Annotated in this window: 24 protein-coding genes; 22 read left to right on the top strand and 2 right to left on the bottom strand. The window is 55.7% G+C overall.

Going from position 1 to position 24,592, the window contains the following annotated elements; genetic code table 11:
• Nucleotides 1-14 precede the first annotated feature (14 nt).
• The 11 genes from miaA (at nt 15) to ABS784_RS00330 (ending at nt 12,050) form a co-directional block, all read left to right on the top strand.
• Nucleotides 15-962: a tRNA (adenosine(37)-N6)-dimethylallyltransferase MiaA gene (gene miaA, locus ABS784_RS00380; RefSeq protein ID WP_352511085.1), complete on the top strand. Its 948-nt coding sequence runs from the start codon at nt 15-17 to the stop codon at nt 960-962.
• Nucleotides 963-996: 34 nt separating this feature from the next.
• Nucleotides 997-1,224: an RNA chaperone Hfq gene (gene hfq / locus ABS784_RS00375; protein ID WP_011230812.1), complete on the top strand. Its 228-nt coding sequence runs from the start codon at nt 997-999 to the stop codon at nt 1,222-1,224.
• A 335-nt stretch (nt 1,225-1,559) separates the two neighbouring features.
• Nucleotides 1,560-2,492, top strand: a complete 933-nt coding sequence (gene spoVK, locus ABS784_RS00370) for a stage V sporulation protein K (protein WP_011230813.1) — start codon at nt 1,560-1,562, stop codon at nt 2,490-2,492.
• Between the two features lie 259 nt (nt 2,493-2,751).
• Nucleotides 2,752-4,326: a fatty acid--CoA ligase gene (locus tag ABS784_RS00365; RefSeq protein WP_352511082.1), complete on the top strand. Its 1,575-nt coding sequence runs from the start codon at nt 2,752-2,754 to the stop codon at nt 4,324-4,326.
• 25 nt (nt 4,327-4,351) lie between these two features.
• Complete coding sequence (locus ABS784_RS00360; protein ID WP_011230815.1) at nt 4,352-5,497, top strand: acyl-CoA dehydrogenase family protein; 1,146 nt, start codon at nt 4,352-4,354, stop codon at nt 5,495-5,497.
• A 14-nt stretch (nt 5,498-5,511) separates the two neighbouring features.
• Entirely contained in the window at nt 5,512-6,585 is a 1,074-nt protein-coding gene (locus ABS784_RS00355; RefSeq protein WP_011230816.1) for a CaiB/BaiF CoA transferase family protein, read from the top strand.
• A gap of 3 nt (nt 6,586-6,588) precedes the next feature.
• The gene (locus ABS784_RS00350) at nt 6,589-8,208 is read left to right on the top strand and encodes a long-chain fatty acid--CoA ligase (protein WP_062898540.1); all 1,620 of its coding nucleotides are present in this window, start codon (nt 6,589-6,591) and stop codon (nt 8,206-8,208) included.
• Nucleotides 8,209-8,222: 14 nt separating this feature from the next.
• A complete protein-coding gene (locus ABS784_RS00345; RefSeq protein ID WP_014195501.1) occupies nt 8,223-9,068 on the top strand; it encodes a 3-hydroxyacyl-CoA dehydrogenase family protein in 846 nt (281 codons plus the stop codon).
• A 133-nt stretch (nt 9,069-9,201) separates the two neighbouring features.
• Nucleotides 9,202-10,353 carry a thiolase family protein gene (locus ABS784_RS00340; protein WP_173426828.1) on the top strand — a complete coding sequence of 384 codons (1,152 nt, stop codon included), beginning with the start codon at nt 9,202-9,204 and terminating at the stop codon, nt 10,351-10,353.
• A 150-nt stretch (nt 10,354-10,503) separates the two neighbouring features.
• Nucleotides 10,504-11,073, top strand: coding sequence for a Uma2 family endonuclease (locus ABS784_RS00335; protein ID WP_011230820.1), 570 nt, complete (start codon nt 10,504-10,506; stop codon nt 11,071-11,073).
• A gap of 98 nt (nt 11,074-11,171) precedes the next feature.
• A complete protein-coding gene (locus ABS784_RS00330) occupies nt 11,172-12,050 on the top strand; it encodes a DMT family transporter (protein ID WP_011230821.1) in 879 nt (292 codons plus the stop codon).
• A 207-nt stretch (nt 12,051-12,257) separates the two neighbouring features.
• Here the strand turns inward: ABS784_RS00330 and ABS784_RS00325 are convergent, their stop codons facing one another.
• The gene (locus ABS784_RS00325) at nt 12,258-12,875 is read right to left on the bottom strand and encodes a trimeric intracellular cation channel family protein (protein WP_011230822.1); all 618 of its coding nucleotides are present in this window, start codon (nt 12,873-12,875) and stop codon (nt 12,258-12,260) included.
• A gap of 160 nt (nt 12,876-13,035) precedes the next feature.
• Between ABS784_RS00325 and hflX the strand changes: the two genes are divergently transcribed.
• The 4 genes from hflX to glnA all read left to right on the top strand — a co-directional run bounded on the left by hflX (nt 13,036) and on the right by glnA (nt 17,420).
• Nucleotides 13,036-14,283, top strand: a complete 1,248-nt coding sequence (gene hflX / locus ABS784_RS00320; RefSeq protein ID WP_014195508.1) for a GTPase HflX — start codon at nt 13,036-13,038, stop codon at nt 14,281-14,283.
• A gap of 13 nt (nt 14,284-14,296) precedes the next feature.
• Complete coding sequence (locus ABS784_RS00315) at nt 14,297-15,568, top strand: methionine gamma-lyase family protein (protein ID WP_011230824.1); 1,272 nt, start codon at nt 14,297-14,299, stop codon at nt 15,566-15,568.
• A 76-nt stretch (nt 15,569-15,644) separates the two neighbouring features.
• Entirely contained in the window at nt 15,645-16,046 is a 402-nt protein-coding gene (locus ABS784_RS00310) for a MerR family transcriptional regulator (RefSeq protein WP_011230825.1), read from the top strand.
• A gap of 39 nt (nt 16,047-16,085) precedes the next feature.
• Nucleotides 16,086-17,420 carry a type I glutamate--ammonia ligase gene (glnA, locus tag ABS784_RS00305; protein WP_011230826.1) on the top strand — a complete coding sequence of 445 codons (1,335 nt, stop codon included), beginning with the start codon at nt 16,086-16,088 and terminating at the stop codon, nt 17,418-17,420.
• A gap of 63 nt (nt 17,421-17,483) precedes the next feature.
• Here the strand turns inward: glnA and lexA are convergent, their stop codons facing one another.
• Nucleotides 17,484-18,107 (bottom strand): transcriptional repressor LexA, encoded by a 624-nt coding sequence (gene lexA / locus ABS784_RS00300; RefSeq protein WP_011230827.1) that lies wholly within the window; start codon nt 18,105-18,107, stop codon nt 17,484-17,486.
• Between the two features lie 152 nt (nt 18,108-18,259).
• Between lexA and yneA the strand changes: the two genes are divergently transcribed.
• The 7 genes from yneA to ABS784_RS00265 all read left to right on the top strand — a co-directional run bounded on the left by yneA (nt 18,260) and on the right by ABS784_RS00265 (nt 24,579).
• On the top strand, nt 18,260-18,565 hold the full coding sequence (gene yneA / locus ABS784_RS00295; RefSeq protein ID WP_011230828.1) for a cell division suppressor protein YneA: 306 nt from the start codon (nt 18,260-18,262) through the stop codon (nt 18,563-18,565).
• Nucleotides 18,566-18,584: 19 nt separating this feature from the next.
• Nucleotides 18,585-19,238, top strand: a complete 654-nt coding sequence (locus ABS784_RS00290) for a YneB family resolvase-like protein (protein WP_011230829.1) — start codon at nt 18,585-18,587, stop codon at nt 19,236-19,238.
• Between the two features lie 129 nt (nt 19,239-19,367).
• A complete protein-coding gene (locus ABS784_RS00285; RefSeq protein ID WP_013145682.1) occupies nt 19,368-19,598 on the top strand; it encodes a DUF896 domain-containing protein in 231 nt (76 codons plus the stop codon).
• Nucleotides 19,599-19,716: 118 nt separating this feature from the next.
• Nucleotides 19,717-21,723 (top strand): transketolase, encoded by a 2,007-nt coding sequence (gene tkt / locus ABS784_RS00280; RefSeq protein WP_023634179.1) that lies wholly within the window; start codon nt 19,717-19,719, stop codon nt 21,721-21,723.
• Nucleotides 21,724-21,975: 252 nt separating this feature from the next.
• Nucleotides 21,976-22,413, top strand: coding sequence for a sporulation inhibitor of replication protein SirA (gene sirA / locus ABS784_RS00275; RefSeq protein WP_011230832.1), 438 nt, complete (start codon nt 21,976-21,978; stop codon nt 22,411-22,413).
• An 89-nt stretch (nt 22,414-22,502) separates the two neighbouring features.
• Nucleotides 22,503-22,715, top strand: a complete 213-nt coding sequence (locus tag ABS784_RS00270; protein ID WP_011230833.1) for a YneF family protein — start codon at nt 22,503-22,505, stop codon at nt 22,713-22,715.
• Between the two features lie 124 nt (nt 22,716-22,839).
• Nucleotides 22,840-24,579, top strand: coding sequence for an ABC transporter transmembrane domain-containing protein (locus ABS784_RS00265; RefSeq protein WP_352511074.1), 1,740 nt, complete (start codon nt 22,840-22,842; stop codon nt 24,577-24,579).
• Nucleotides 24,580-24,592 lie beyond the last annotated feature (13 nt).

Below are 24,592 nucleotides of genomic sequence, written 5' to 3'. Positions count from 1 at the left end.
AGCAGTGACGCGCTATGGCTGAAAAAGTCGCCGTCATCGTCGGGCCGACGGCGGTCGGCAAAACGAAGCTCGGCATCGCGTTGGCGAAAAAGCTGGGCGGAGAGGTCATCAGCGGCGATTCGATGCAAATTTATAAAGGGATGGACATTGGCACGGCGAAAGTGAAGCCCGATGAGATGGAAGGAATCCCGCATCATTTGCTGGACATCAAAGAGCCGTGCGAACCGTTTTCCGTCGTCGAATTTCAGCGGCTTTGCCGTGCGCTCATCACCGAGATTTCGGCGCGCGGCCGGCTGCCGATCATCGTCGGCGGCACCGGGCTGTACATTCAGGCAGCCCTTTACGATTACCAATTTTCCGCCGCCCCTTCCGACGAAGCGTACCGCCGGGCGCTCAAACAGCTGGCGGCCGAGCAAGGAGCCGAAGCGCTTCACCGGCGGCTTGAGGCGGTTGATCCAATAAGTGCGGCCCGCATTCATCCGCACAACATCCGCCGCGTCATCCGCGCCTTAGAAGTGTATCATTGCACCGGAAAGCCGTTCAGCGAGTGGCAGCAAGGGCAGTCAAAGCGGCTTTTGTATGAGGCGGCCATCGTTGGCTTGACGGCGGAGCGGGAGGCGCTTTACCGCCGCATCAACGAGCGGGTCGATGAGATGATCGCCGCAGGGTTGATCGAAGAGGCGAGGGCGCTTTATGACCGCGGCCTGCGCGACTGCCAGGCGGTGCAAGCCATCGGCTACAAGGAGCTGTACGACTATTTTGACGGCCGCGTTTCCCTTGATGAAGCGATTGAGCAGCTGAAACAAAATTCGCGCCGCTATGCGAAACGGCAGCTCACTTGGTTTCGCAACCAAATGCCGGTGAAATGGTTTGACATGACCGACGCTGGGCAGTTCGTCGCCAAGGTGGAGGAAATTTCTCGCTATGTAGCAGGAAAGCTTCAACTTGAAGCGAATATATAATTATATCCTTAGAGAGAAAAGAGGAGGACGTTTGATGAAAAATACGATCAATATTCAAGACCAGTTTTTAAACCAGCTGCGCAAAGAGGGCATTCAAGTGACCGTCTTCTTATTGAACGGCTTCCAACTGCGCGGATACATTAAAGGGTTTGACAACTTCACCGTACTTTTGGAAGTGCAAGGAAAACAACAGCTCATTTACAAGCACGCCATTTCGACGTTTGCGCCGGAGCGGAACATCCATTTTGAAACCGAACAGTAAGACCGACGGTACATACGCCGCCGAAAAAAGGCGCCTTCCTTCGCGGAGGGCGCCTTTTGCCATTTCCCGTTTTCCTTCCGCGCCCGCTATTTGATCGACAAGCTCCTGCGTCACCCGAAGGGAAGTGAGGGACGAGGTGAATTCAGATGCGTAAACCGCCGCTTTTGTGAATAAACATATACAAACTTTTTCCGCTATAGCCGACCCGCTGTTCGTTTGGGCGATTGTCACGGATCGGCGGTGGCGTACGTATACTAGTAACGAAAAGGCAAGGCGTCAAAAGCCAAGTCGGAACGGGTGCGGATGGCAGAAAACGGGAAGCGAGGTGACGCCCCTTGTCAGAATTGACGATGAACAAGGCGAAAGGGCAAATCAACATCGTGTTGAACTCCAAAACGGTAAACCATTTAGTGAAAGAAGAGAGAAACGACTGGCTCGATGGCGAAGAGCATCAGGCGCTCCGCAATATTCAAAAGGAGCTTGATCAGCTGATCGGCCTTGATCATGTCAAAAAAATCATCAAGGAAATTTACGCCTGGCTGTACATCAACCGGCTGCGCAAGGAGAACGGCTTAAAGGCCAACCGCCAGGCGCTCCATATGATTTTCAAAGGCAATCCCGGCACCGGCAAAACGACGGTGGCGCGCTTGCTCGGCAAGCTGTTTTTTGAGATGAACGTGCTGTCCAAAGGGCATTTCATCGAGGCGGAGCGGGCCGATTTGGTCGGAGAGTACATCGGGCATACGGCGAGCAAAACGCGCGATTTGATCAAAAAAGCGCGCGGCGGAATTTTGTTCATCGATGAAGCGTATTCGCTCGCCCGCGGCGGGGAAAAAGATTTCGGTAAAGAAGCGATTGATACGCTTGTCAAAGGAATGGAAGACTATTGCGACGACCTAGTCGTGATTTTGGCCGGCTATCCGAAAGAAATGGACTATTTTTTGTCGTTAAATCCTGGCTTGCCGTCGCGATTTCCTCTCACGATCGAGTTTCCCGATTACACGGTCGAGGAGCTTGTGCAAATCGCCAAGCAAATGCTGCGCGAACGCGAGTATGAAATGACGCCGGAAGCGGAGCGGAAACTGTACATTCATCTCGAAGGGACGCTGGAAGCGACCGGCCGCCTCAAGTTCAGCAACGGCCGCTATGTGCGCAACTTAATCGAAAAAGCGATCCGCAAGCAGGCGGTCCGCCTTCTTCATGAAGGGCGCTACGACAAAAAAGAGCTGATGACGATCCGTGACCGCGATTTAGTGATTCATGCTTGAACGCTCTCCCACCTACGCTCACGCGTGGAAGTGGGGGTCTTCTCGGCGCGAGATGATAAAAAAGCCAAGGAGGCTCCTCTTTCTTTTTCTTGTCGAAAGAAAGAGGTCTTCCTTTCTTTTTTGTGCCGCAAAAAAGAGGAATGCGATCAAAAAGAGCGAATACATAAACAGCGGGGGCATCATACACCTATTTATCTGAATTATCTGTCTAGTGGATCTGCACGCCCTGCGTCCATTCGGAGAAAAGGGGGAAAGGCGCTTGTACATGACGATTGGGGAGATGTTTTCCCAGACAGTGCGAAAGTTTCCAAACCGGGAGGCGGTCGTCGACGCGGCGACCGGACGCCGCTATACGTACGCCGAATGGGAGAGGGAAGTGAACCGGTGGGCGAACGCGTTTTTGGAAGCGGGCGTCCGCAAAGGAGATCGCGTTTCGACGGTGCTGTACAATACGCTTGAGCTCGCGACCGCCTTGTTTGCCTGCGCCAAAATCGGCGCGGTGTTCAATCCGATCAACTTTCGGCTGAGGGCGGAAGAAATCGCCTATATTTTGACGGACGCCGAGCCGAAAATCGTGCTGTTTGAACGGGCGGTGGAACCGGAACTTGCCGCGATTCACAGCCGTTTCCCGCACGTGTCATTTTGGTCGATCGACCGCGATCCGCCGCCGTTTGCCAAAAACGCTCACGAGCAGGCCGCGCGGGCCCTAGGGGAAGCGCCGCGTGTTCATGTGGATGAGAGCGATCTTTATGCCATTATGTATACAAGCGGCACAACTGGGCGTCCAAAAGGAGTGATGCACCGTCACCGCGACATGATCGAGCAAAGCGTCATTTGCCATGGCGTCATGCGCATCCGCGAGACGGATCGCGGGCTGGCGGCAGCGCCGCTGTTCCATTGCGCCGAGCTGCATTGCTGCTTGCTGCCGCGCGTGCATGCCGGAGCGGCGAGCGTCATTTTGCACCATTTTGACGCCAAGCTCGTGCTTGAAACGATCGAACGGGAGCGGATTACGATCATGTTTGGAGCCCCGACGATGTGGAACATGATCTCGCAGGAGAATGTAAGCGGTTACGATTTATCTTCGCTTCGCCTCGGCCTATACGGCGCCGCTCCGATGGCTCCAGCGCTTGTCAGGCAATGCCAAGAGCAACTCGGCATCGAGCTGATTCAAGCGTACGGCATGACGGAAATGGGGCCGGCGGTGACGTTTTTGTTGGAAGACGAGCAGCTGAAAAAAGCCGGTTCCGCTGGACGCGCCTGCCTGAACCATGAGATCCGCGTCGTCCGTGCGCGTGAAGACGGGCCGTCCGACCCAGACGATGTGCTGCCGCCATATGAAGTCGGTGAAATTGTGATGCGCGGGCCGTGCATGATGGCTGGCTACTACAAGCGCGAGGAAGCGACGGAAAAAGCGTTGTACAAAGGTTGGTATCATTCCGGCGACCTCGGTTACCTTGATGAAGACGGCTACTTGTATGTCGCCGACCGGGTCGATGACATGGTGATCAGCGGCGGGGAAAACGTCTATCCGCGCGAAGTCGAGGACGTGTTGTACGAGCATCCGAAAGTGCTCGATGTCGCTGTGCTCGGTGAGCCGGATGAGTTGTGGGGCGAAAAAGTCGTCGCCTTCGTGGTCAAAAAAGATGACCTCCTGACCGCCGATGAGCTCGAGCAGTTTTGCAAAACGAGCGACCGCCTCGCTCCGTACAAACGTCCGCGCGCCTACTATTTCATCGATGCCCTGCCGCGCAACGCGAGCGGGAAAATCCAAAAGTTTTTGCTGCGCGAACAGCTGAAAAAACAGGCGACGGGCGGAACAGAGAAAAAGTGACCGAACAGAAGAGAGGGATGAACGGGTGACGGCTCGCTATTTGCGTGAGGAGCACCATATGTTCCGCGCGGCGTTTCGCAAGTTTTTGGAAAAAGAAGCGTACCCGCATTATAACGATTGGGAGAAGCGCGGCATCATTCCGCGTTCGTTTTGGGCGAAGATGGGCGAGAACGGCTTTCTTTGCCCGTGGGTCGATGAGAAGTATGGGGGTCTAAACGCCGATTTTGCCTACTCAGTCGTCATCAATGAAGAACTGGAAAAAGTCGGATCGAGCCTCGTCGGCATCGGCCTGCACAACGACATCGTCACGCCGTATATCGCATCGTACGGAACCGAGGAGCAAAAACAAAAATGGCTGCCAAAATGCGTCACCGGCGAGCTCATCACGGCGATCGCCATGACCGAGCCGGGGGCGGGTTCGGATTTGGCCAACATTTCGACAACGGCAGTAAAAGACGGTGACTACTACATCGTCAACGGACAAAAAACGTTTATCACGAACGGCATTCATGCCGACTTGATCGTCGTCGCCTGCAAAACCGACCCGCAGGCAAAGCCGCCGCACCGCGGCATCAGCCTGCTCGTCGTGGAGCGGGATACGCCGGGGTTTACGCGCGGTCGGAAGCTCGAGAAAGTCGGGCTGCACGCCCAAGATACCGCCGAACTGTTTTTCCAAGATGCGAAAGTGCCGGCATATAATTTGCTCGGCGAGGAAGGAAAAGGTTTTTACTATTTGATGGAAAAGCTCCAGCAGGAGCGGCTCGTTGTCGCCATTGCCGCACAAACGGCGGCGGAAGTGATGTTTTCCTTGACGAAGCAATATGTCAAACAGCGCACGGCGTTCGGCAAACGGGTGAGCGAGTTTCAGACCGTCCAGTTCCGCCTTGCCGAGATGGCGACGGAAATCGCCCTTGGCCGCACGTTTGTCGACCGCGTCATTGAAGAGCATATGGCGGGAAAACAGATCGTCACGGAAGTGTCGATGGCGAAATGGTGGATTACCGAGATGGCAAAACGTGTCGCGGCCGAGGCGATGCAGCTGCACGGCGGTTATGGTTATATGGAAGAATATGAGATCGCCCGGCGCTATCGCGACATTCCCGTAAGCGCCATTTACGCTGGGACGAACGAGATGATGAAAACAATCATCGCCCGGCAGCTAGATTTGTAGAGAGAGGGAAAGATATGCTTCGTGGCATTGTAGTCGTTGATTTTTCCCATTACTTGCCGGGCCCATTTGCCAGCTGGCGGCTCGCCCAGCTCGGAGCAGAAGTCATCAAAATTGAGCCCCCATCCGGCGATCGGCTGCGCCCGTTCGCCGAGGGCCGGTTGTTTGCCGCCTATAACGCCGGCAAAAAAAGCATCGGGTTGGATTTAAAAACGGACGCGGGTCGCGAGCAAGCCCGGCGGCTCGCCGCCCGCGCCGATGTAGTGATCGAAAGCTTCCGCCCCGGGGTGATGGCGCGGCTTGGGCTCGGTTATGACGATATGTGCCGCATGAACGAACAAATCATCTATTGCTCGATCAGCGGCTTCGGTCAACAGAGCAGCCGCTCATTGCTTGGCAGCCATGATTTAAACTATATGGCGCTCTCCGGCTTGCTTGCGCAGCTGGCCGATGAACGCGGCCGCCCGGTTCATCCGAAGATCACGCTTGCCGATTTTATCGGCGGCATGGCGGCGGCCGAGCGCATTTTGGCTGCCCTCTTTGCACGCGAGCGAACCGGCAAAGGCGCCCATCTTGATGTTTCGCTTGTCGATGGCTTGGCAGCGATGATGGCTGGCCATTTTGCCATTGAACACGGCGGTGGGCCGAAGACCGGTCTTTCCGAGTTGTCTGGGGAGGTGGTGTGCTACCAGCTGTATGAGACAAAAGACGGCCGTTATATGAGTTTAGCGGCGCTCGAGCCGCACTTTTGGCAGCGGTTTTGCGAGGCGGTCGGCCATCCGGAATGGACGGAGGCGCAATGGGCGCCGGCGCGATCGGGGGAAGCCGTATATGACGAGCTCGCCGCCTTGTTCCGTGAAAAGACATTGGATGAGTGGAGCGCGTTCGCCGAAGCGGTCGACGTCTGCCTTGCCCCGGTGCTGGAGACGGGTGAGGCGAAGGCGCTGTTTGCTGACAGCCGGCTCCGCCATCTCGTTCGGCTGCAGCCGGGCGGCGCATGGACGGCCGCACATGGGCCGGACGGCCAATGGGGCGGCGGGGAGCCGCCTAAAGTCAATGAACATGCGCATTTGGTAAAGGGGGAGGAATGACCGATGATGAAAACACCGTTAAACATTTCCATGATGCTTGAGCGGGCGGAGTTGTTTTTCCCAAAAAAGCAAGTCGTTTCGCGCATGAAAGAAGGCGTCGTCCGCCATACATACAAGGAGATCGGCGAGCGGACGCGCAGGCTGTCAAGCGTGTTGAAGCGGCTCGGGGTGGAAGTCGGCGACCGCGTTGGCACGTTCGCTTGGAACCATCACCGCCATTTGGAAGCGTATTTTGCCATTCCCGGCATCGGGGCTGTGCTCCATACGATCAACATCCGCCTCTCGCCGCAGCATATCTCTTACATCATCAACCACGCCGATGACCGTGTGCTGCTGATCGATGATGATTTGCTGCCGGCAATTGAAGCGATCAAGGACGAGATCCCGAACGTACGCGCTTTCATCGTCATGACCGATGCCGACGAGCTGCCGGAAACAACGTTGTCACCAGTGTACCATTACGAGAAACTGCTTGCCGAGGGCGATCCAACATTTCCGTTCTTGAAAGACCTCGATGAATACCAACCGGCTGGTATGTGTTATACGTCGGCGACAACGGGAAATCCAAAAGGAGTTGTGTATACCCACCGCAGCACCGTTTTGCACGCGATGGCGTTAGGGCTGGCTGATACGCAAGGGCTGTGCGAGCGCGATGTCGTCATGCCGGTCGTACCGATGTTCCATGTCAACGCGTGGGGGCTGCCGTTTGCCGCCACTTGGTTCGGTTCGACGATCGTTATGCCGGGACCGGCGTTTACGCCGAAAGTGCTTGCCGAGCTGATTGACTCCGAACGGGTGACGATCACCGCCGGCGTGCCGACGATTTGGCTCGGGCTGTTGCAAGAGTTGGAGAAAGGAAACTATGACGTCAGCAGCCTGACGCGTGTCATTTGCGGCGGTTCAGCCGCGCCGAAAGGGATCATCCATGCGTTTGAAGAAAAATACGGCATTCCGTTCATTCACGCGTACGGCATGACGGAAACGAGCCCGCTTGTGCTTGTCTCACGCCCGAAAAGCTATCAAGACGGGCTGTCGTACGAGGAGAAACTGGACATTCGCGCCAAGCAAGGGCTGCTTGCTCCAGGGCTTGAGATGAAAGTGATCGGCCAAAACGGGCCGGTTCGTTGGGACGGGCAGGAAATGGGCGAGCTTTGCTTGCGCGGGCCGTGGATTGCTGCCGAATACTACAACGATGAGAGAACGAACGAAGCATTTCGCGATGGCTGGCTGCATACCGGCGATGTCGTCACCGTGGACGAAGAAGGGTTTGTGAAAATTGTCGACCGGACGAAGGATGTCATTAAAAGCGGCGGCGAATGGATTTCATCGGTTGATTTGGAGAATGCGCTCATGGCCCATGAGGCGGTGTTCGAAGCGGCGGTCGTCGCTGTGCCGCATCCGAAATGGCAAGAGCGCCCGATTGCCTGCGTCGTGCTGAAAGAAGGCAAAAGCGTGACAAAAGAAGAGCTGTACGACTTTTTGCGCCCGCAATTTACAAAATGGTGGCTGCCGGATGACATTGTGTTTCTCGATGAAATTCCGAAAACGAGCGTCGGCAAGTTTTTGAAGCGGAAACTGCGCGATGAGATGGCAGCGCGCTATGCCGATGCGGCGAAGGAGTAAAGGAGGCGGACACCGTGGCAGAAACGATTGCGGTCATCGGCGCCGGGGTGATGGGAAGCGGCATCGCGCAAACGGCGGCGATGGCGGGAAAAACGGTGTATTTATATGACGTGTCCGAAGCGGCCTTGCAAAATGGGCTCGCTTCGGCGGAAAAAAGCTTGCGCCGCTTTGTCAAAACCGGCGGGCTGTCCGAGCCGGAAGCGCGAGCGGCGCTCGGGCGCATCCGCTCGACCGTCGATTTGGCCGAAGCGGTGCGCGGGGCGGATGTCGTCATCGAAGCCGTGCCGGAAAACTTGGCGCTGAAAAAAGACGTGTTTCAGCAGCTCGATCAATTGGCGAAGCCGGACGCCATTTTAGCGACCAACACATCCGAGCTGAGCGTCACGGCGCTTGCCGCCGCGACCAACCGGCCGGAGAACGTCATCGGCATGCATTGGTTCAATCCGGCGCCAGTGATGAAGTTGATCGAAATTGTGAAAGGTGAGACGACTTCCGACGACACAGTCGACGCCATCCGTCGGCTGTCTGTGGAGCTTGGCAAAGAAACGGTCGTCGTGAAAGACCGGCAAGGGTTTGTGACGACACGGGCGCTTGCCGCCCATATGATTGAATGCATCCGCATGTACGAAGAAGGAGTTGCTTCCGCTGAGGATATCGACAAAGCGGTGCGGCTTGGCCTCAATTATCCGATGGGGCCGCTGGAGCTGGCCGACATGGTCGGGCTTGATACGCTCTTGTTTGTGAGTGAAAACATGACGGAAGCATACGGCGACCGGTTCCGGGCGCCGCAGCTTTTGCGCAAGCTCGTTGAAGCCGGGCATTTAGGGCGGAAGACGGGGAAAGGGTTTTACACGTATTGAGCAGCGCTCGCCGTCCATCTGATGCCGCGCGCCAACAAGCGCTTAAAGAGCGCCCGCTTTCGCCCGTGCGGAAGCGCCCGAATAGGCAAGGCAACGAAGAAATCACGAAAGTAGAGCAAAAGGAGGAAGTTGCATGGTGCGTGAAGCGGTCATTGTCGAAGCGGTCAGGACGCCGGTCGGCAAGCGGAACGGCGTCTTCCGGGACGTTCATCCGGTCCATTTGGCCGCGGTGGTGCTCGATGAAGTCGTGCGCCGGGCCGGCATGGACAAAGGGGCGGTGGAAGACATCGTCATGGGCTGCGTGACGCCGGTCGCCGAACAAGGGTACAACATCGGCCGGCTGGCGGCGCTTGAGGCCGGATTCCCGATCGAAGTGCCGGCAGTGCAAATCAACCGAATGTGCGGCTCGGGGCAGCAGGCGATTCATTTCGCCGCCCAGGAAATCCGCTCCGGCGATATGGATGTCACGATCGCCGCCGGGGTCGAAAGCATGACGAAAGTGCCGATTTTAAGCGATGGCAACGAGCGGACGATTCCGCCGTCGCTGCATGAAAAATACGAATTCATCCACCAAGGCGTCTCGGCTGAGCGGATCGCCAAAAAATACGGCCTAACGCGCGAGGAGCTTGACGCCTACGCGTACGAAAGCCATCAACGCGCCTTGGCGGCCTTGCGCGAAGGGAAGTTTCGCGCGGAAATCGTCCCGGTGAAAGGGCTTGACCGCGATGGCCGCGAAATCCTTGTCACCGATGATGAAGGGCCGCGGGCCGATACATCGCCGGAAGCGCTCGCCGCGCTCAAGCCGGTGTTTCAAGAAGACGGTCTCATCACCGCTGGCAATGCGAGCCAAATGAGCGACGGGGCGGCCGCTGTGCTTTTGATGGAACGGGAGGCGGCGAGGCGGTTCGGACTGAAGCCGAAAGCGCGCATTGTCGCGCAAACGGTCGTCGGCTCCGACCCGACGTATATGCTCGATGGCGTCATTCCGGCGACGAGGCAAGTGCTGAAAAAAGCCGGCCTCTCGATCGATGACATCGACCTCATTGAAATCAACGAAGCGTTCGCCCCGGTCGTGCTCGCCTGGCAAAAAGAAATCGGCGCTCCGCTTGAGAAGGTGAATGTCAACGGCGGTGCCATTGCGCTTGGCCATCCGCTCGGCGCCACCGGTGCGAAGCTCATGACGTCGCTTGTTCATGAACTTGAACGGCGCGGCGGCCGCTATGGGCTATTGACGATTTGCATCGGCCACGGGATGGCGACGGCCACGATCATCGAGCGGGAGTAAGAGCAACGCGTGGAAAAAACATTTGTTTGACACACACTCGACAGCGGTGGCGGCCGCTGTTTTATCTGTCATGACGAGAAAATAAAAATATGAGACGGAACTGGAGCGATGTGATAAGATGAAAGAAAAGCAAGTGAAAGGGGAAGCGCAGTGCAGAAGGAGAAGCCGTTTTACACGTATCGCGACATTGAAAATTGGGAAGGAAATTGGGAACTGATCGATGGTGTTCCCTATTTATTGGCGTCTCCGTCGTTTGAGCACCAGTATGTGGTCGGACAACTGCACCTTGCATTGGCTTCGTATTTTCAGGCGCGTGGCTGTCATGTCATTCTTGCCCCGTTTGATGTTCAGCTTGATCCTGAGGAGCCAGAACGGATGGCGAAAACGGTTGTTCAGCCGGATTTATCAGTTGTTTGTCGGGTTGAGCAAATCGGGAATCGGCGAATGAAAGGGGCTCCCGATCTCGTTGTGGAAGTGCTGTCACCAAGCACCGCCTTGCGTGATCGAAACCAGAAATACTATTTATACGAAAAATATGGTGTGCATGAATATTGGATTGTAGACCCCAGCAATCGAACGATCGAAGTGCTCAGCTGGCAAGATGGACGATTTCAACAGCGAGCGGTTTTCGGGCCAAGCGATGAGTTGGTTTCTTTTTGGCAACCGGATTTGACGGTTTCGCTCGCCCCCGTGTTTCCTCCGGAAGAAAGCGATGTGTAGCTGATGGAGAACAACCTTGTTTGGCTGCCATCTCTGGAAATAACGGCTTCGCTTTTGGTGTCAGCAGCAGAAAGAAGAAAGCAAAGGGGATCGATGTCATGAAGCAAGCCTTTCTCGCTTCCTTCTATTTATCCCTTGCCGCTGGCATTTGGGGCGGGATGTATGTGGTGAGCAAATACGTGTTGGACTACATTCCGCCGTTTACGCTCGTCTGGCTGCGCTACGCCGTCGCCTTGATCGTGCTGGGCGCCGTCGCCGTGGCGAAACGCGAGCGCCCCCCAAAGAACGGGCGTGACTGGGGAATGATTATCACGGTCGGGATCATCGGCTACGTCGTTTCCATTTCCTTGCAGTTTGTCGGCACGAAATGGTCGAACGCCCATACCGCTTCGCTCATCACCGCCTCGACGCCGGCGTTTGTCGTTTTGTTTGCCCGCTGGCTGATTGGTGAGGCGCTCACATGGCGGAAGCTTGGCGCGCTCCTATTGGCGACATTCGGCGTCATCGTCATCGTCGGCTTAGGAGGCGGAGAAGAATCAACGTTTCTTGGCAACGTTTGCTTAGTCGGCGCGGCGGTCACTTGGGCGCTGTTGTCGGTGCTCGTGAAAATCGCTTCGGCCCGCTTGTCCGTGTTTTCGATCACCACGTATGCCATTTTTGTGGCACTCATTGGCATGACGCCGATGATGCTCGCCGAAGGGCCGGGGCTTGCTGCGAGCCATTGGAGTGTTCCCGTCGCCCTTGGGGTGTTGTATCTTGGCGTTGTATCGACAGCGGGAGCATTTTTTCTTTGGAACAAAGGGATGGAAATGATCGATGCCGGCGTCGGCTCGCTCTTTTTCTTTTTCCAGCCGCTCGTCGGCTCGCTCTTTGGCCGGCTGTTTTTACAAGAGCAACTCGATGTCTCGTTTTGGCTCGGCGGGGCGCTCATTGCTGCCGGCGTGGCCGTGGCGGTGCGAAGCGAGCAAAGCGCGTAAGGAAGGCGTCAGCAAACCAAAAGCGAGGAGTCCGCGTTGGGCGCCTTCGCTTCCGTGCTTACGGTTTTGCTTCTTTTCGCTTCCTTCGTACCAAGAGGCAGGGGCAGAGAGGAGCCATACAACGGCTGTCAAACGGAATGGGACGATTTATACAAAAGTCTATCTTTTCGTATAAATCAATGAGTAGTTGTTGCTTTTGCCGTTTGATCATTGCTCGCCCGCTTTTTCTCCGACCGCCCGCCGCGGCAGCTTCCAGCCGTACGTGTATGACAAAACGCGCAAAGCGGCGACGACAATCAACAGCACATACAGCTCCATGGGCGATTCGGCCCATTTCAGCCCAACGGCGAGGCCGGCGAGAATGGCCCAGGCGGCATAAATTTCTGCGCGCAACACGAGCGGCTTTCTTCCCGCCAACACGTCACGGATAATGCCGCCGCCGCTTCCGGTCAACACCGCGGCGACGATGACCGCGCTTAACGGATGATCCATGTTGACGGCATACAGCGCTCCTTGGATGGCGAACGCGGACAGCCCAAGGGCGTCAAAAAAGTTGCCCCACCGCTTCCACGGCGGCAGCATTTGCTTTGGGAACAAATACACAACTGTCATGGCCGCCAAAGCGACAAGAAAGAGCGGCTGCTGTTCCCATAACGCCGACACGGGAACCCCGATCAGCAAATTGCGCACCGCCCCGCCGCCAAAAGCGGTGACAATCCCTAAAATGTACACCCCAAGCAAATCGTACTCCTCTTCCATCGCGACAATCGCCCCGCTAATGGCAAAGGCGATCGTGCCGATGATGCTCAATACTTCCCACGTCATTCGTGCTGTTCCTTTCCGTGCGGTGTTCTTGTATCATTGTAGGGGCAAAAGCGGCGGAAAATCAATCGTTTTTTTGGAACGAACTAGCAGACCGACGGTGGGATTTGGTATCATGAACGTAGAGAACATGTTCGCCGCGAGGGAAAGGAAGGGGGATGCCATGAGCCGTGAACAAGCGATCCTTGTCGGCTGCCAGCTCGCTGGTGTCGATGATGAACGGTTTCGCTATTCGATGGAGGAGCTCGCTTCGCTCGTTGCGACGGCGAACGGCGAGGTTGTGGCAGAGTTGACGCAAAAACGTGAAGCGCCGCACCCGGCGACGTATATCGGCAAAGGAAAAACGGAAGAGCTCGCCGCCATAGTCAAGCAGCTGGAACCGGACGTGGTTATTTTCAACAGCGAGCTCTCTCCAAGCCAAGCGCGCAATTTGACGAAAATGCTTGGCGAGGTGAAAGTGATTGACCGGACGCAGCTCATTTTAGACATTTTTGCAAGACGCGCCCGCTCAAAAGAAGGAAAGCTGCAAGTCGAGCTCGCCCAGCTGGAGTATATGTTGCCGCGCCTTAGCGGTCAAGGAGAGGCGCTATCCCGCTTGGGCGGCGGCATCGGCACGCGCGGCCCGGGGGAGACGAAGCTCGAGACCGACCGCCGCCATATTCGCCGCCGCATTGACGACATTAAAGCTGAGCTTGTGCGCATTGCTGAGCATCGAGGGCGCTACCGCGAGCGCCGGCAAAAAAACCAAGCGTTTCAAGTGGCGCTCGTCGGCTATACAAACGCCGGCAAATCAACGATTTTCAATCGGCTGACCGCCGCCGATTCGTTGGAAGAAAACTTGTTGTTTGCCACGCTCGACCCGTTGACGCGCAAATGTGTCTTGCCATGCGGCTACACGGTGCTTGTCACCGATACGGTCGGGTTCATTCAAGACTTGCCGACGACGCTTGTCGCCGCGTTCCGCTCGACGCTCGAGGAAGTGACGGAAGCCGATCTATTGCTTCACGTCGTCGATTCGTCTCATCCGGATTACGTTGCGCACGAGCGAACGGTGTCGCGGCTGCTTGCTGAATTAGGGGCTTCTTCCATTCCGATGGTCACGGTGTACAATAAAAGCGATCAAAAAGCGTCGGAATTCATTCCGACAACGACTGCTTCCATCATGATCAGCGCGCTTTCCGCCGCCGACATTGACCGGCTCCGCTATTTTCTTGAAGAGGCGGTGAAACAGCAAATGGCCCGTTACGACGTGTCGATCCCAAGCGGTGAAGGAAAATTGCTCGCTCGGTTAAAATCGGACACCATTTTGCACGAATGGCATTATAATGAACAGGGAGGCACGTACGACTGCCAAGGGTACGTGCTGCCGACGCACCCCTTGTATGGGGAGCTGCAATCATTCCAACGGTAGAAAGGGTTCATCTATGTTTTGGACACAATGGAGACACGGAGAAACCATCGCTCTTCTCATCGAGGAAATCGAAGCACAAATCGCGCCGATTCACCGCCGCATCGATGAACTGGTCGACGTCAACCAATACCGCGTGCTTGAGAGCTTCCGTCGCCATCAAGTGAGCGACGCCCACTTCATTCCGTCAACCGGTTATGGGTATGACGATGCGGGCCGCGATACGCTCGATCGCATTTTCGCTGATGTGTTTGGAGCGGAAGCGGGGCTTGTGCGCCCGCAAATCATTTCCGGCACGCACGCGATTGCGATCGCGCTGTTTGGCGTGTTGCGCCCGGGCGATGAGTTGCTTTACATCACGGGCGCTCCGTACGATACGCTTGAGGAAATCGTCGGCGTCCGCGGCCGCGGCGTCGGCTCGCTGAAAGAGTTTGGCATTCGTTATCGCAGTGTGCCGCTCACAGCAGAAGGGATGGTCGATTTTCCGGCCGTTCGCGAAGCGATCCATGAGCGGACGAAAATGATCGGCATTCAACGTTCGCGCGGCTATGCGGACCGGCCGTCGTTTACTGTCGAAGAGATCGGCGACATGATTGCATTCGTCAAGTCGATCAAACCGGATGTCGTCGTGTTTGTCGACAATTGCTACGGAGAATTCGTCGAGGAGAAAGAGCCATGCCATGTCGGCGCCGATTTGATGGCCGGCTCGCTCATTAAAAACCCGGGAGGGGGCTTGGCGAAAACGGGCGGCTACATTGTCGGCAAGCGGGAATATGTGGAGGCGTGCGCCTATCGGATGACCTCGCCGGGCATTGGAGCGGAAGTCGGTCCGTCGCTTTACAGCTTGCCGGATATGTATCAAGGCTTTTTCCTTGCGCCGCACACCGTGGGTCAGGCGCTCAAGGGGGCGGTTTTTACGGCGGCGATGCTCGAGCGGATCGGACTAAAAACCTCGCCATCGTGGAAGGCGAAGCGCACGGATTTGGTTCAGTCCGTCCGTTTTGACGATCCGGAACAAATGGTGGCGTTTTGCCAAGCGATTCAGGCTTCCTCCCCGGTCAACGCTCATTTCACTCCGTATCCGAGCGACATGCCCGGCTATGAAGACAAAGTGATCATGGCCGCCGGCACGTTCGTCCAAGGGGCAAGCATTGAGTTGACGGCCGACGGGCCGTTGCGCCCCCCATATGTCGCGTATGTGCAAGGCGGATTGACGTATTCGCATGTGAAAATCGCCGTCTGTTCCGCCATTCAGCGTTTGCTTGAACAGCGGTTGATTTGTTTGTGAGGAAACATCACGTTTCATTGACTCATTTCCTAACATTATGGTAAAATAAAGGTATCAAAAGCGAGGAGGAATTGGCATGAGCAGCCAAATTCGTCGTTCCATGCCATTGTTTCCGATTGGGATTGTGATGCAGCTGACCGACTTGTCGGCTCGGCAAATCCGCTATTATGAAGAGCACGGCCTCGTTTCGCCAGCGCGCACTGAAGGCAACCGGAGGCTGTTTTCGCTCAATGACATTGACCGCTTGCTGGAAATTAAAGATTTGATCGACCAAGGCGTCAACTTGGCGGGCATTAAGCAAATTTTTGCCGCGCGGGAGGAAGGACGCCACCAGCAGGCGGAGAAAGTCGAAAAAGTAGGAAAACCGAAGCTGTCGGACGAAGAACTGCGCGAAATTTTGCGGAATGAATTGCTGCAGGCCGGGCGGTTCCAGCGCGCATCGCTTCGCCAAGGAGATCTCGCTCGCTTCTTTCATTAATGACGGAAAATGATTTCCGAGCCGGGGAGGAGTTTGGACATGGCAAAATATACGCGTGACGACATTCTACACATCGTCAAAGAGGAAAATGTCAAGTACATCCGCCTGCAATTCACCGATATTTTGGGCACGATCAAAAACGTCGAAATTCCGATCAGCCAGCTGGAGAAAGCGCTTAACAACAAAATTATGTTTGACGGGTCGTCGATCGAAGGATTTGTCCGCATCGAAGAGTCGGATATGTATTTGTATCCGGACTTGGATACGTTCGTCATTTTCCCGTGGACTTCAGAAAAAGGAAAAGTCGCCCGCTTTATCTGCGACATTTACAACCCGGACGGCACGCCGTTTGAAGGCTGTCCGCGCTATAACTTGAAGCGGATGCTGAAAGAGATGGAGGCGCTTGGCTTCAACGCCTTTAACTTAGGAGCTGAGCCGGAATTCTTCCTCTTCAAGCTTGACGAAAAAGGACACCCGACGATGGAGCTGAACGATCGCGGCGGCTATTTCGATTTGGCGCCGACCGATCTTGGGGAAAACTGCCGGCGCGACATTGTGCTCGAGCTTGAGGAAATGGGGTTTGAAATCGAAGCGTCCCATCATGAAGTCGCTCCGGGCCAGCATGAGATCGATTTTAAATACGCTGATGCCGTAAAAGCGTGCGACGACATTCAAACGTTTAAGCTCGTCGTCAAAACGATCGCCCGCAAACACGGATTGCATGCGACCTTTATGCCGAAGCCGATTTTTGGGATCAACGGTTCAGGAATGCATTGCAACCTGTCGCTGTTCCGCAACGGTGAAAACGCCTTTTTCGATCCGAACGGCGACTTGCAGTTGAGCGATACGGCGCGGCAGTTTATCGCCGGTGTGCTGAAGCATGCGCCGAACTTTACGGCGGTGACGAACCCGACCGTCAACTCGTACAAACGGCTTGTTCCGGGCTATGAAGCGCCGTGCTACGTCGCTTGGTCGGCGCGCAACCGCAGCCCGCTCATCCGCATTCCAGCTTCGCGCGGCATGAGCACGCGCATTGAGGTGCGCAGCGTCGACCCGTCGGCCAACCCATACTTGGCCATGGCGGTGCTTTTAGCCGCTGGGCTTGACGGCATTCGCAACAAGCTCACTCCTCCGGCGCCAGTGGATCGAAACATTTACGTCATGACGAAAGAAGAACGGCTCGAAGAAGGCATTGTCGATTTGCCGGCAACGCTGCATGAAGCGTTGGAAAACTTGAAGTCCGATGAAGTGATGATTCACGCGCTCGGCAAACATTTATTCGAGCATTTCGTCGAAGCGAAAGAAATTGAGTGGGATATGTATCGGACAACGGTTCATCAATGGGAATTGGACCAATATATGGAACTCTACTGATTCATAAAAAAGCTGCCCTGAAAAAAACGGGGCAGCTTTTTTATGGGCGCAGGCCGGCACGAGTCAGTCGAACAGGCGATAGACGCCGATCACTTTGCCGAGAATCGTGCAGTCGCGGACGATGATCGGCTCAAGATGGGCGTTTTCCGGCTGCAGGCGGATGTGGTCTTTTTCCTTGAAAAACCGCTTCACCGTCGCCTCGTTGTCTTCCGTCATGGCGACGACGATGTCGCCGTTGTTGGCCGATGACTGCTGGCGGACGATGACGTAGTCGCCGTCGAGAATGCCGGCTTCGATCATGCTGTCGCCCATCACCTCAAGCATAAACAGCTGCTCTTCACCGGCGGCGAGCCGCTTCGGCAGCGGAAAGTAGCCTTCGATGTTTTCCACCGCTGTAATCGGTTGGCCGGCCGTCACCTTGCCGATGATCGGCACCGAGATGATCTCCTCTTTTTCTCTCTCCTTGGCCATATCGTTGTCCAAAATTTCAATGGCGCGCGGCTTTGTCGGGTCGCGGCGGATGTACCCTTTGCTTTCTAGGCGCGCGAGATGCCCGTGGACCGTCGAACTTGACGCCAGTCCAACCGCTTCCCCAATTTCCCGCACCGATGGAGGATAGCCTTTTGTTTTTACTTCCTGTTTAATAAACTCTAAAATTTGCTGTTGTCGTTTTGACAGTTTCGTCATTGTTTCACACCTCTCGCCACATCATTTGCCTTCATTATACCATGCGGAAGACGAAAAAACAAACATAGGTTCGAGTTTTTTATTGACACAAACAAATGTTCCTGGCTATAATGAAGGAAAGCGAACAAACATTCTAGAAAGGGTGGGAGGGAATGAGGAAAACGTTGCTGCACTATGTTTTGTTTTCATTTTTGTTTGCGCTCGTGTTGGCAGGGTTCGTTTACGCCAGCAGCCCGGTCGATAAAAAAGAATACGTGACGATCACGGTCGCTCCCGGCGATACGCTTTGGGGGCTGGCAAAACAGTACGAACAGGAACACCATATGCCGCCTGATGAGTTCATCCGCTGGGTCGTCGATGTCAACCATTTGCCGAGCCCGCGTCTTGCCGCCGGTGAACAAATTGTCATTCCTGTGTTAAAATCAAAGCAGGGCGGCTCGGTGGCCGTCAATCAGTGATGGAAAGAAGGGATTGGCCATGAGGGCGGTCATTTACTGCCGCGTCAGCACGGACAAAGCTGAACAGGAAACGTCGCTCGCGAGGCAACGAGATGAGCTCGAGCAGCTGGCGGCCGAGTGTGGATTTGAAGTCGTGAAAGTGATCGCCGAGCAGGCGAGCGGTTATGAAGCCGACCGCGACGGCGTGTTGGAGCTGCTTTCGCTTTGCGAGGAAGGCGAGGTCGATGTGCTGCTCATTCAAGATGAAACGCGGCTTGGGCGCGGCCATGCGCGCATGGCGGTGCTGCATTGCTTGAAAAAGCAAGGGGTGAAAATATACAGCGCCAGCCACCGCGGGGAGATGCCGCTGTCGGAGGCCGATGAGATGGTGTTATCCATCATCGCTATTGTCGAGGAGTACCAAAGAAAAATACATAACGCCAAAATTAAGCGTGGCATGCAGCGAGCCATCGCCAGCGGCTACCGACCGGAGCGGAACCTAAGGCGCCGGGGCGAAAACGCCGGGCGCGATCGAATCGATCTGCCGGTTGAGGAGATCGTCCGCTTGCGCGAGCGCGGACTGACGTTTGCCGATATCGCCGCGACGATGCGAAGCTTCGGCTACGAGGTGTCCAAGGCGACCGTCCATCGGCGTTACCAGGAATATATGGACGAGCAACAAAGGCGGCGTTGATCGTGTACTGCGCCTGGCCCTAAAGCGGCGAGCGGGCAAAGGAAACCAAGATGCCATCGTTGCCATCTTCCCGGTTGATCAGATAAGATAAAACAGAGTGAGAATATGGCAGATAGGAGAAGATGATCAATGCTTGCCAAACATAAATTAGCCCGCATCAATGAACTGGCGAAAAAAGCGAAAACGGCCGGCTTGTCGGCCGAAGAGGCTTTCGAGCAAGCGAAGCTGCGCCGTGAGTACATTCAAGCGTTCCGCAAGGCGATGACCGATATGCTCCATACAGTGACCGTCATTGACCCGAACGGCAACGACGTGACGCCGAAAAAATTAAAGGAAAGCCAGCGGCGGCGCTTCCATTAAGCCGCGAAAAAACAGACGGCGTCTCGTTTGTCCCGAAGGAGGAAATAAACGTTGTACAAGGAATCTGATTTTCTATATGATAGTAAATGACACCATGTTGATGAAAGGGAGGAAGACGATGGCGCATTCAATCGAGGAGTTGGCGATTACGACGATTCGAACGCTGTCGATTGACGCGATCGAAAAAGCGAAATCCGGGCACCCGGGCATGCCGATGGGCGCGGCGCCGATGGCGTACACGCTTTGGACGAAATTTATGAATCATAACCCGGCGAATCCAAACTGGTTCAACCGCGACCGGTTTGTCTTGTCAGCCGGGCACGGGTCGATGTTATTGTACAGCTTGCTTCATTTAAGCGGCTACGACGTATCGATGGATGATTTGAAACAATTCCGTCAATGGGGAAGCAAAACGCCGGGCCATCCGGAATACGGCCATACGCCGGGCGTGGAAGCGACGACCGGCCCGCTCGGCCAAGGGATTGCGATGGCGGTCGGCATGGCCATGGCGGAACGGCATTTGGCTGCTACATACAACCGCGACGGGTTTGAGATCATCAATCATTATACGTACGCCATTTGCGGCGACGGCGATTTGATGGAAGGAGTGGCGAGCGAAGCTGCGTCACTCGCCGGCCACTTGAAGCTCGGCCGTCTGATCGTCCTGTATGACTCGAACGACATTTCGCTGGACGGGGAGCTCAACCTGTCGTTCTCGGAAAACGTCGCCCAACGTTTCCAAGCGTACGGCTGGCAATATTTGCGCGTTGAGGACGGCAACAATATTGAAGAAATCGCCAAAGCGCTCGAGGAGGCGCGGGCGGACCTCAGCCGGCCGACGCTCATTGAAGTAAAAACGACGATTGGCTACGGCGCGCCAAATAAAGCGGGCACGTCCGGCGTCCACGGCGCTCCGCTCGGCGCCCAAGAGGCGAAGCTGACGAAGGAAGCGTACCGCTGGACGTTTGCTGAAGATTTTTATGTACCGGAAGAAGTATATGCCCATTTCCGAGAAACGGTGCAAGAGGCCGGTGCGAAAAAAGAAGCGGAATGGAACGAACAGTTCGCCGCGTACGAACGGGCGCATCCGGAGCTGGCCGCCGAGCTGAAGCGGGCGATTGAAGGGAAGCTTCCGGATGGCTGGGAGGCGGCGCTGCCGGTGTATGAAGCGGGCAAAAGCCTGGCGACCCGCTCATCGTCCGGGGAAGTGATCAACGCCATCGCCAAAGCGGTGCCGCAATTGTTTGGCGGTTCGGCGGACTTGGCAAGCTCGAATAAAACGCTCATCAAAGGCGGCGGCAACTTCTTGCCGGACAGCTACGAAGGGCGCAACATTTGGTTTGGCGTGCGCGAGTTTGCCATGGGGGCGGCGCTGAACGGCATGGCGCTTCACGGCGGGTTGAAAGTGTTCGGCGGCACGTTCTTCGTGTTCTCTGACTATTTGCGTCCGGCGATCCGCTTGGCGGCGCTGATGGGCTTGCCGGTCATCTACGTCTTGACGCACGACAGCATCGCCGTCGGCGAAGACGGGCCGACGCACGAGCCGATCGAACATCTCGCTTCGCTTCGGGCGATGCCGAACTTGTCGGTCATCCGTCCGGCTGACGCAAACGAAACGGCGGCAGCATGGCGGCTGGCGCTCGAATCGACGGACAAGCCGACTGCGCTCGTCTTGACGCGTCAAGATGTGCCGACGTTGGCGGCAACAGCTGAGTTGGCGTATGAAGGCGTGAAAAAAGGTGCGTACGTCGTTTCACCGGCGAAAAACGGCGCTCCGGAGGCGCTGTTGTTGGCGACTGGCTCGGAAGTCGGTCTGGCCGTCAAAGCGCAAGAAGCGCTCGCCGCTGAGGGCATCCATGTCTCCGTCATCAGCATGCCATCGTGGGACCGCTTCGAAGCGCAGCCAAAATCGTACCGCGATGAAGTGCTTCCGCCGGCCGTGACGAAGCGGCTCGCCATTGAAATGGGCGCGTCGCTCGGTTGGGAGCGCTACGTCGGCGCCGAGGGCGACATTTTGGCCATCGACCGATTCGGTGCTTCCGCTCCGGGAGAGAAAATCATGGCCGAGTATGGCTTTACGGTTGACAACGTCGTCCGCCGCACAAAAGCGCTGCTCGGCAAGTAACCGGGAAAGCTGCCCTTGCGTTGTTGCAGGGGCAGCTTGTTTTTGTGAAAGATGGCTGCGCCTTGGTCAAGTATTTTCGGGGTTGAATCGAGGGCAAAAGCTTGTTCATGACGTGTTGGCCTGTTTGCGGCCGCATGGCCACCGCAAACAAAAATCGACAATGTTAGTGAAAAAACTTGCCGTTAATAGACATATTTTTCCCCTTTCCTTTTCTATAATAGAAAATAGATGAACAGAAATGAGGGATGGGGCATGGTCCGCTATTGGATTTATTTGTTGAATGACGATGTGGCGTCGCATTACCGCCATCGGGCAGAAAAAATTGTCGAACTGCTTCGTGAGCATCAATACGCGAAAGCGCCGCTGAAGGCGATTTGCCGCAAGCAAGTCGAATTTATCACCGAACGGCTGTCATTTTCGCGCCTGGAACTTGGCTTAAAGCAATATTTTGCCGGCCGCGTCGGCAAAAATTTGGAGCGCAATATGTTTGTTTTGCAAAACGACGCCGGCGAGGAAGCGTTGCTTGTCGTGCAAAAGCGCCGCTTGCTTCTTGTCGCTGACAGCGCGCCGCTTGCCGCGGACATCGGCCGGGCGCTCGCTCGGCTTTCGCCGACGTTTTTGGCGGTCGACGCCGATTTTGTCGATTACTACTGGCTGTCTGCGCCTCGGCAAGGAAGAAAATTTGCGTAATGAAAAGATTTTTGTCGCGAAATATTGTCTAATGACGCATCGTTTAGTACACTGTTAGGGAGACAACAAGAAGGAGGAAAATCGCTGTTATGTGGGGTACGATTCTCGTTGGCGTGCTGGCGCTCATCGCCGGGGTGGCGATCGGATTTTTCGTCGCCCGCAAAACGATGATCAATTATTTGAAGAAAAACCCGCCGATCAATGAACAAATGATTCGCATGATGATGATGCAAATGGGCATGACTCCGTCGCAGAAGAAAATCAATCAGATGATGAAAATGATGAACAATCAGCTGAAATAAGCGCAACGGACACTCGATCGAGAGTGTCTTTTTATTTTGCCAAAATGTTCTTTCAAAATTTTTCTAGTTTTGTTACAATAATATGGCGATTGTTCGTCAGCCAAACGAAAGGAGGGCGGGATGCGTGAGCGTGTTTCGCGATTTGTTTTGGTTTTTCCGTCAAGAAAAGAAGGCGTATATCACCGGCATTTTCGTGCTTGTCATCGTGGCGTTTTTGGAGACAGTCCCGCCGAAAGTGATCGGCTTGTTGGTCGATCATATGAAAAACGGCACGATGACAAAAGAAGTGCTCATCCGCTGGATCGCCGTCCTCGCCGCCGTTGCGGCGGCGCTTTACGGGCTCCGCTACGCTTGGCGCATTTTCATTTTCGGTTCGGCGGTCAAGCTTGCCCGCCAGCTGCGCAACGAGCTGTATCAGCATTTTACGAACATGTCGCCGTCGTTTTACCAGCGGAAGCGGATCGGCGATTTAATGGCCCATGCGACCAACGATTTGCAAGCGATTCAGCAGACGGCCGGAAGCGGCATTTTGACGCTTGTTGACTCGGTGACGCTTGGCGGGTTTGTGTTGGCAACGATGGCGTTTTCGATCAGCTGGAAGCTGACGCTCATCAGCTTATTGCCGATGCCCGTGATGGCGGCGGCGACGAGCCGCTATGGGACGATGCTCCATCGTCGGTTTTTAACGGCGCAAGCGGCGTTTTCGTCGCTGAACGACAAGGTGCAGGAAAGCGTCAACGGCATCCGCGTCATCAAGGCGTTCGGCTATGAGGAACACGATGTCGAGGCGTTTCGCCGTCAATCGGAAGACGTCGTGGCGAAAAACGTTGCCGTCGCCAAAATTGACGCCTTGTTTGATCCGACGATCGGGCTGCTTGTTGGGCTGTCATTTTTTCTCGCTGTGGCGTTTGGCAGCCAAATGGTTTTGGCGGGCGAATTGACGATCGGCGAGCTTGTGTCGTTTACGACCTACCTTGGCCTGCTTATTTGGCCGATGTTGGCGTTCGGCTGGCTGTTTAACATTGTTGAGCGAGGGCGTGCTTCGTACGACCGGGTGCGGGCGCTGTTGGCTGAACAAGATGAAATCAACGAACGTCCGGATGCCCTTCACATCGCTCCGCAAGGCGACATTGAGTATGATGTTCGTCAATTTGCCTATCCGGGCGAGGCGAAGCCGGCGCTTCGGGGCATTCGTTTTCAGCTCAAGCGTGGGGCGACGCTTGGCGTCGTCGGCAAAACGGGGGCGGGAAAAACGACGTTGCTTCGCCTGCTGCTGCGCGAGTTTGACGGCTATGACGGCGAGATTCGCTTCGGCGGCCGCGACATCCGCGATTATACGCTTTTCGCGCTCCGTTCGGCGATCGGCTACGTGCCGCAAGACCATTTCTTGTTTTCTGCCTCCATCCGCGACAACATCGCCTTTGCCAAGCCGGAAGCCGGAGAGGACGAGGTCGTACGGGCGGCGCGGCTGGCCGATATCCATGATGACATTTTGCAGTTTCCCGATGGGTATGAGACGGTCATCGGCGAGCGCGGCGTTTCCCTATCCGGTGGGCAAAAACAGCGGCTGTCAATCGCCCGGGCGCTTCTCATTGACCCGGAAGTGCTCATTTTTGATGACGCGTTGTCGGCCGTGGACGCGAAGACCGAGTCGCGGATTTTAGCAGCGCTCAAACAGGAGCGGCGCGGAAAAACGACGATCATCGCCGCCCATCGTTTAAGTGCGGTTGAGCATGCCGATTGGATTCTCGTCCTTGACGGGGGGCGAATCGTGCAGGCGGGAACGCACGAGCAGCTGATGGCAGAAGACGGCTGGTATCGCGACATGCACCGGCGCCAGCAGCTTGAGGCGCTTGCGGAGTGACAACAGCTTTGAA

The organism is Geobacillus sp. G4, from assembly GCF_040327975.1.
GTDB lineage: Bacteria > Bacillota > Bacilli > Bacillales > Anoxybacillaceae > Geobacillus > Geobacillus thermoleovorans.
The sequence above is the reverse complement of the archived record's forward strand: the minus strand, read 5'-3'. Positions and strand labels throughout refer to the sequence as shown.

Coding starts and splice junctions, on each gene's coding strand:
- ABS784_RS00285 (WP_013145682.1), top strand. CDS start 19,368: ATGCTTGCCAAACATAAATTAGCCCGCATCAATGAACTGGCGAAAAAA.
- ABS784_RS00330 (WP_011230821.1), top strand. CDS start 11,172: ATGAAGCAAGCCTTTCTCGCTTCCTTCTATTTATCCCTTGCCGCTGGC.
- hfq (WP_011230812.1), top strand. CDS start 997: ATGAAAAATACGATCAATATTCAAGACCAGTTTTTAAACCAGCTGCGC.
- glnA (WP_011230826.1), top strand. CDS start 16,086: ATGGCAAAATATACGCGTGACGACATTCTACACATCGTCAAAGAGGAA.
- ABS784_RS00350 (WP_062898540.1), top strand. CDS start 6,589: ATGATGAAAACACCGTTAAACATTTCCATGATGCTTGAGCGGGCGGAG.
- tkt (WP_023634179.1), top strand. CDS start 19,717: ATGGCGCATTCAATCGAGGAGTTGGCGATTACGACGATTCGAACGCTG.
- hflX (WP_014195508.1), top strand. CDS start 13,036: ATGAGCCGTGAACAAGCGATCCTTGTCGGCTGCCAGCTCGCTGGTGTC.
- sirA (WP_011230832.1), top strand. CDS start 21,976: ATGGTCCGCTATTGGATTTATTTGTTGAATGACGATGTGGCGTCGCAT.
- yneA (WP_011230828.1), top strand. CDS start 18,260: ATGAGGAAAACGTTGCTGCACTATGTTTTGTTTTCATTTTTGTTTGCG.
- ABS784_RS00325 (WP_011230822.1), bottom strand. CDS start 12,875: ATGACGTGGGAAGTATTGAGCATCATCGGCACGATCGCCTTTGCCATT.
- ABS784_RS00355 (WP_011230816.1), top strand. CDS start 5,512: ATGCTTCGTGGCATTGTAGTCGTTGATTTTTCCCATTACTTGCCGGGC.
- ABS784_RS00310 (WP_011230825.1), top strand. CDS start 15,645: ATGAGCAGCCAAATTCGTCGTTCCATGCCATTGTTTCCGATTGGGATT.
- miaA (WP_352511085.1), top strand. CDS start 15: ATGGCTGAAAAAGTCGCCGTCATCGTCGGGCCGACGGCGGTCGGCAAA.
- ABS784_RS00340 (WP_173426828.1), top strand. CDS start 9,202: ATGGTGCGTGAAGCGGTCATTGTCGAAGCGGTCAGGACGCCGGTCGGC.
- ABS784_RS00315 (WP_011230824.1), top strand. CDS start 14,297: ATGTTTTGGACACAATGGAGACACGGAGAAACCATCGCTCTTCTCATC.
- lexA (WP_011230827.1), bottom strand. CDS start 18,107: ATGACGAAACTGTCAAAACGACAACAGCAAATTTTAGAGTTTATTAAA.
- ABS784_RS00270 (WP_011230833.1), top strand. CDS start 22,503: ATGTGGGGTACGATTCTCGTTGGCGTGCTGGCGCTCATCGCCGGGGTG.
- ABS784_RS00290 (WP_011230829.1), top strand. CDS start 18,585: ATGAGGGCGGTCATTTACTGCCGCGTCAGCACGGACAAAGCTGAACAG.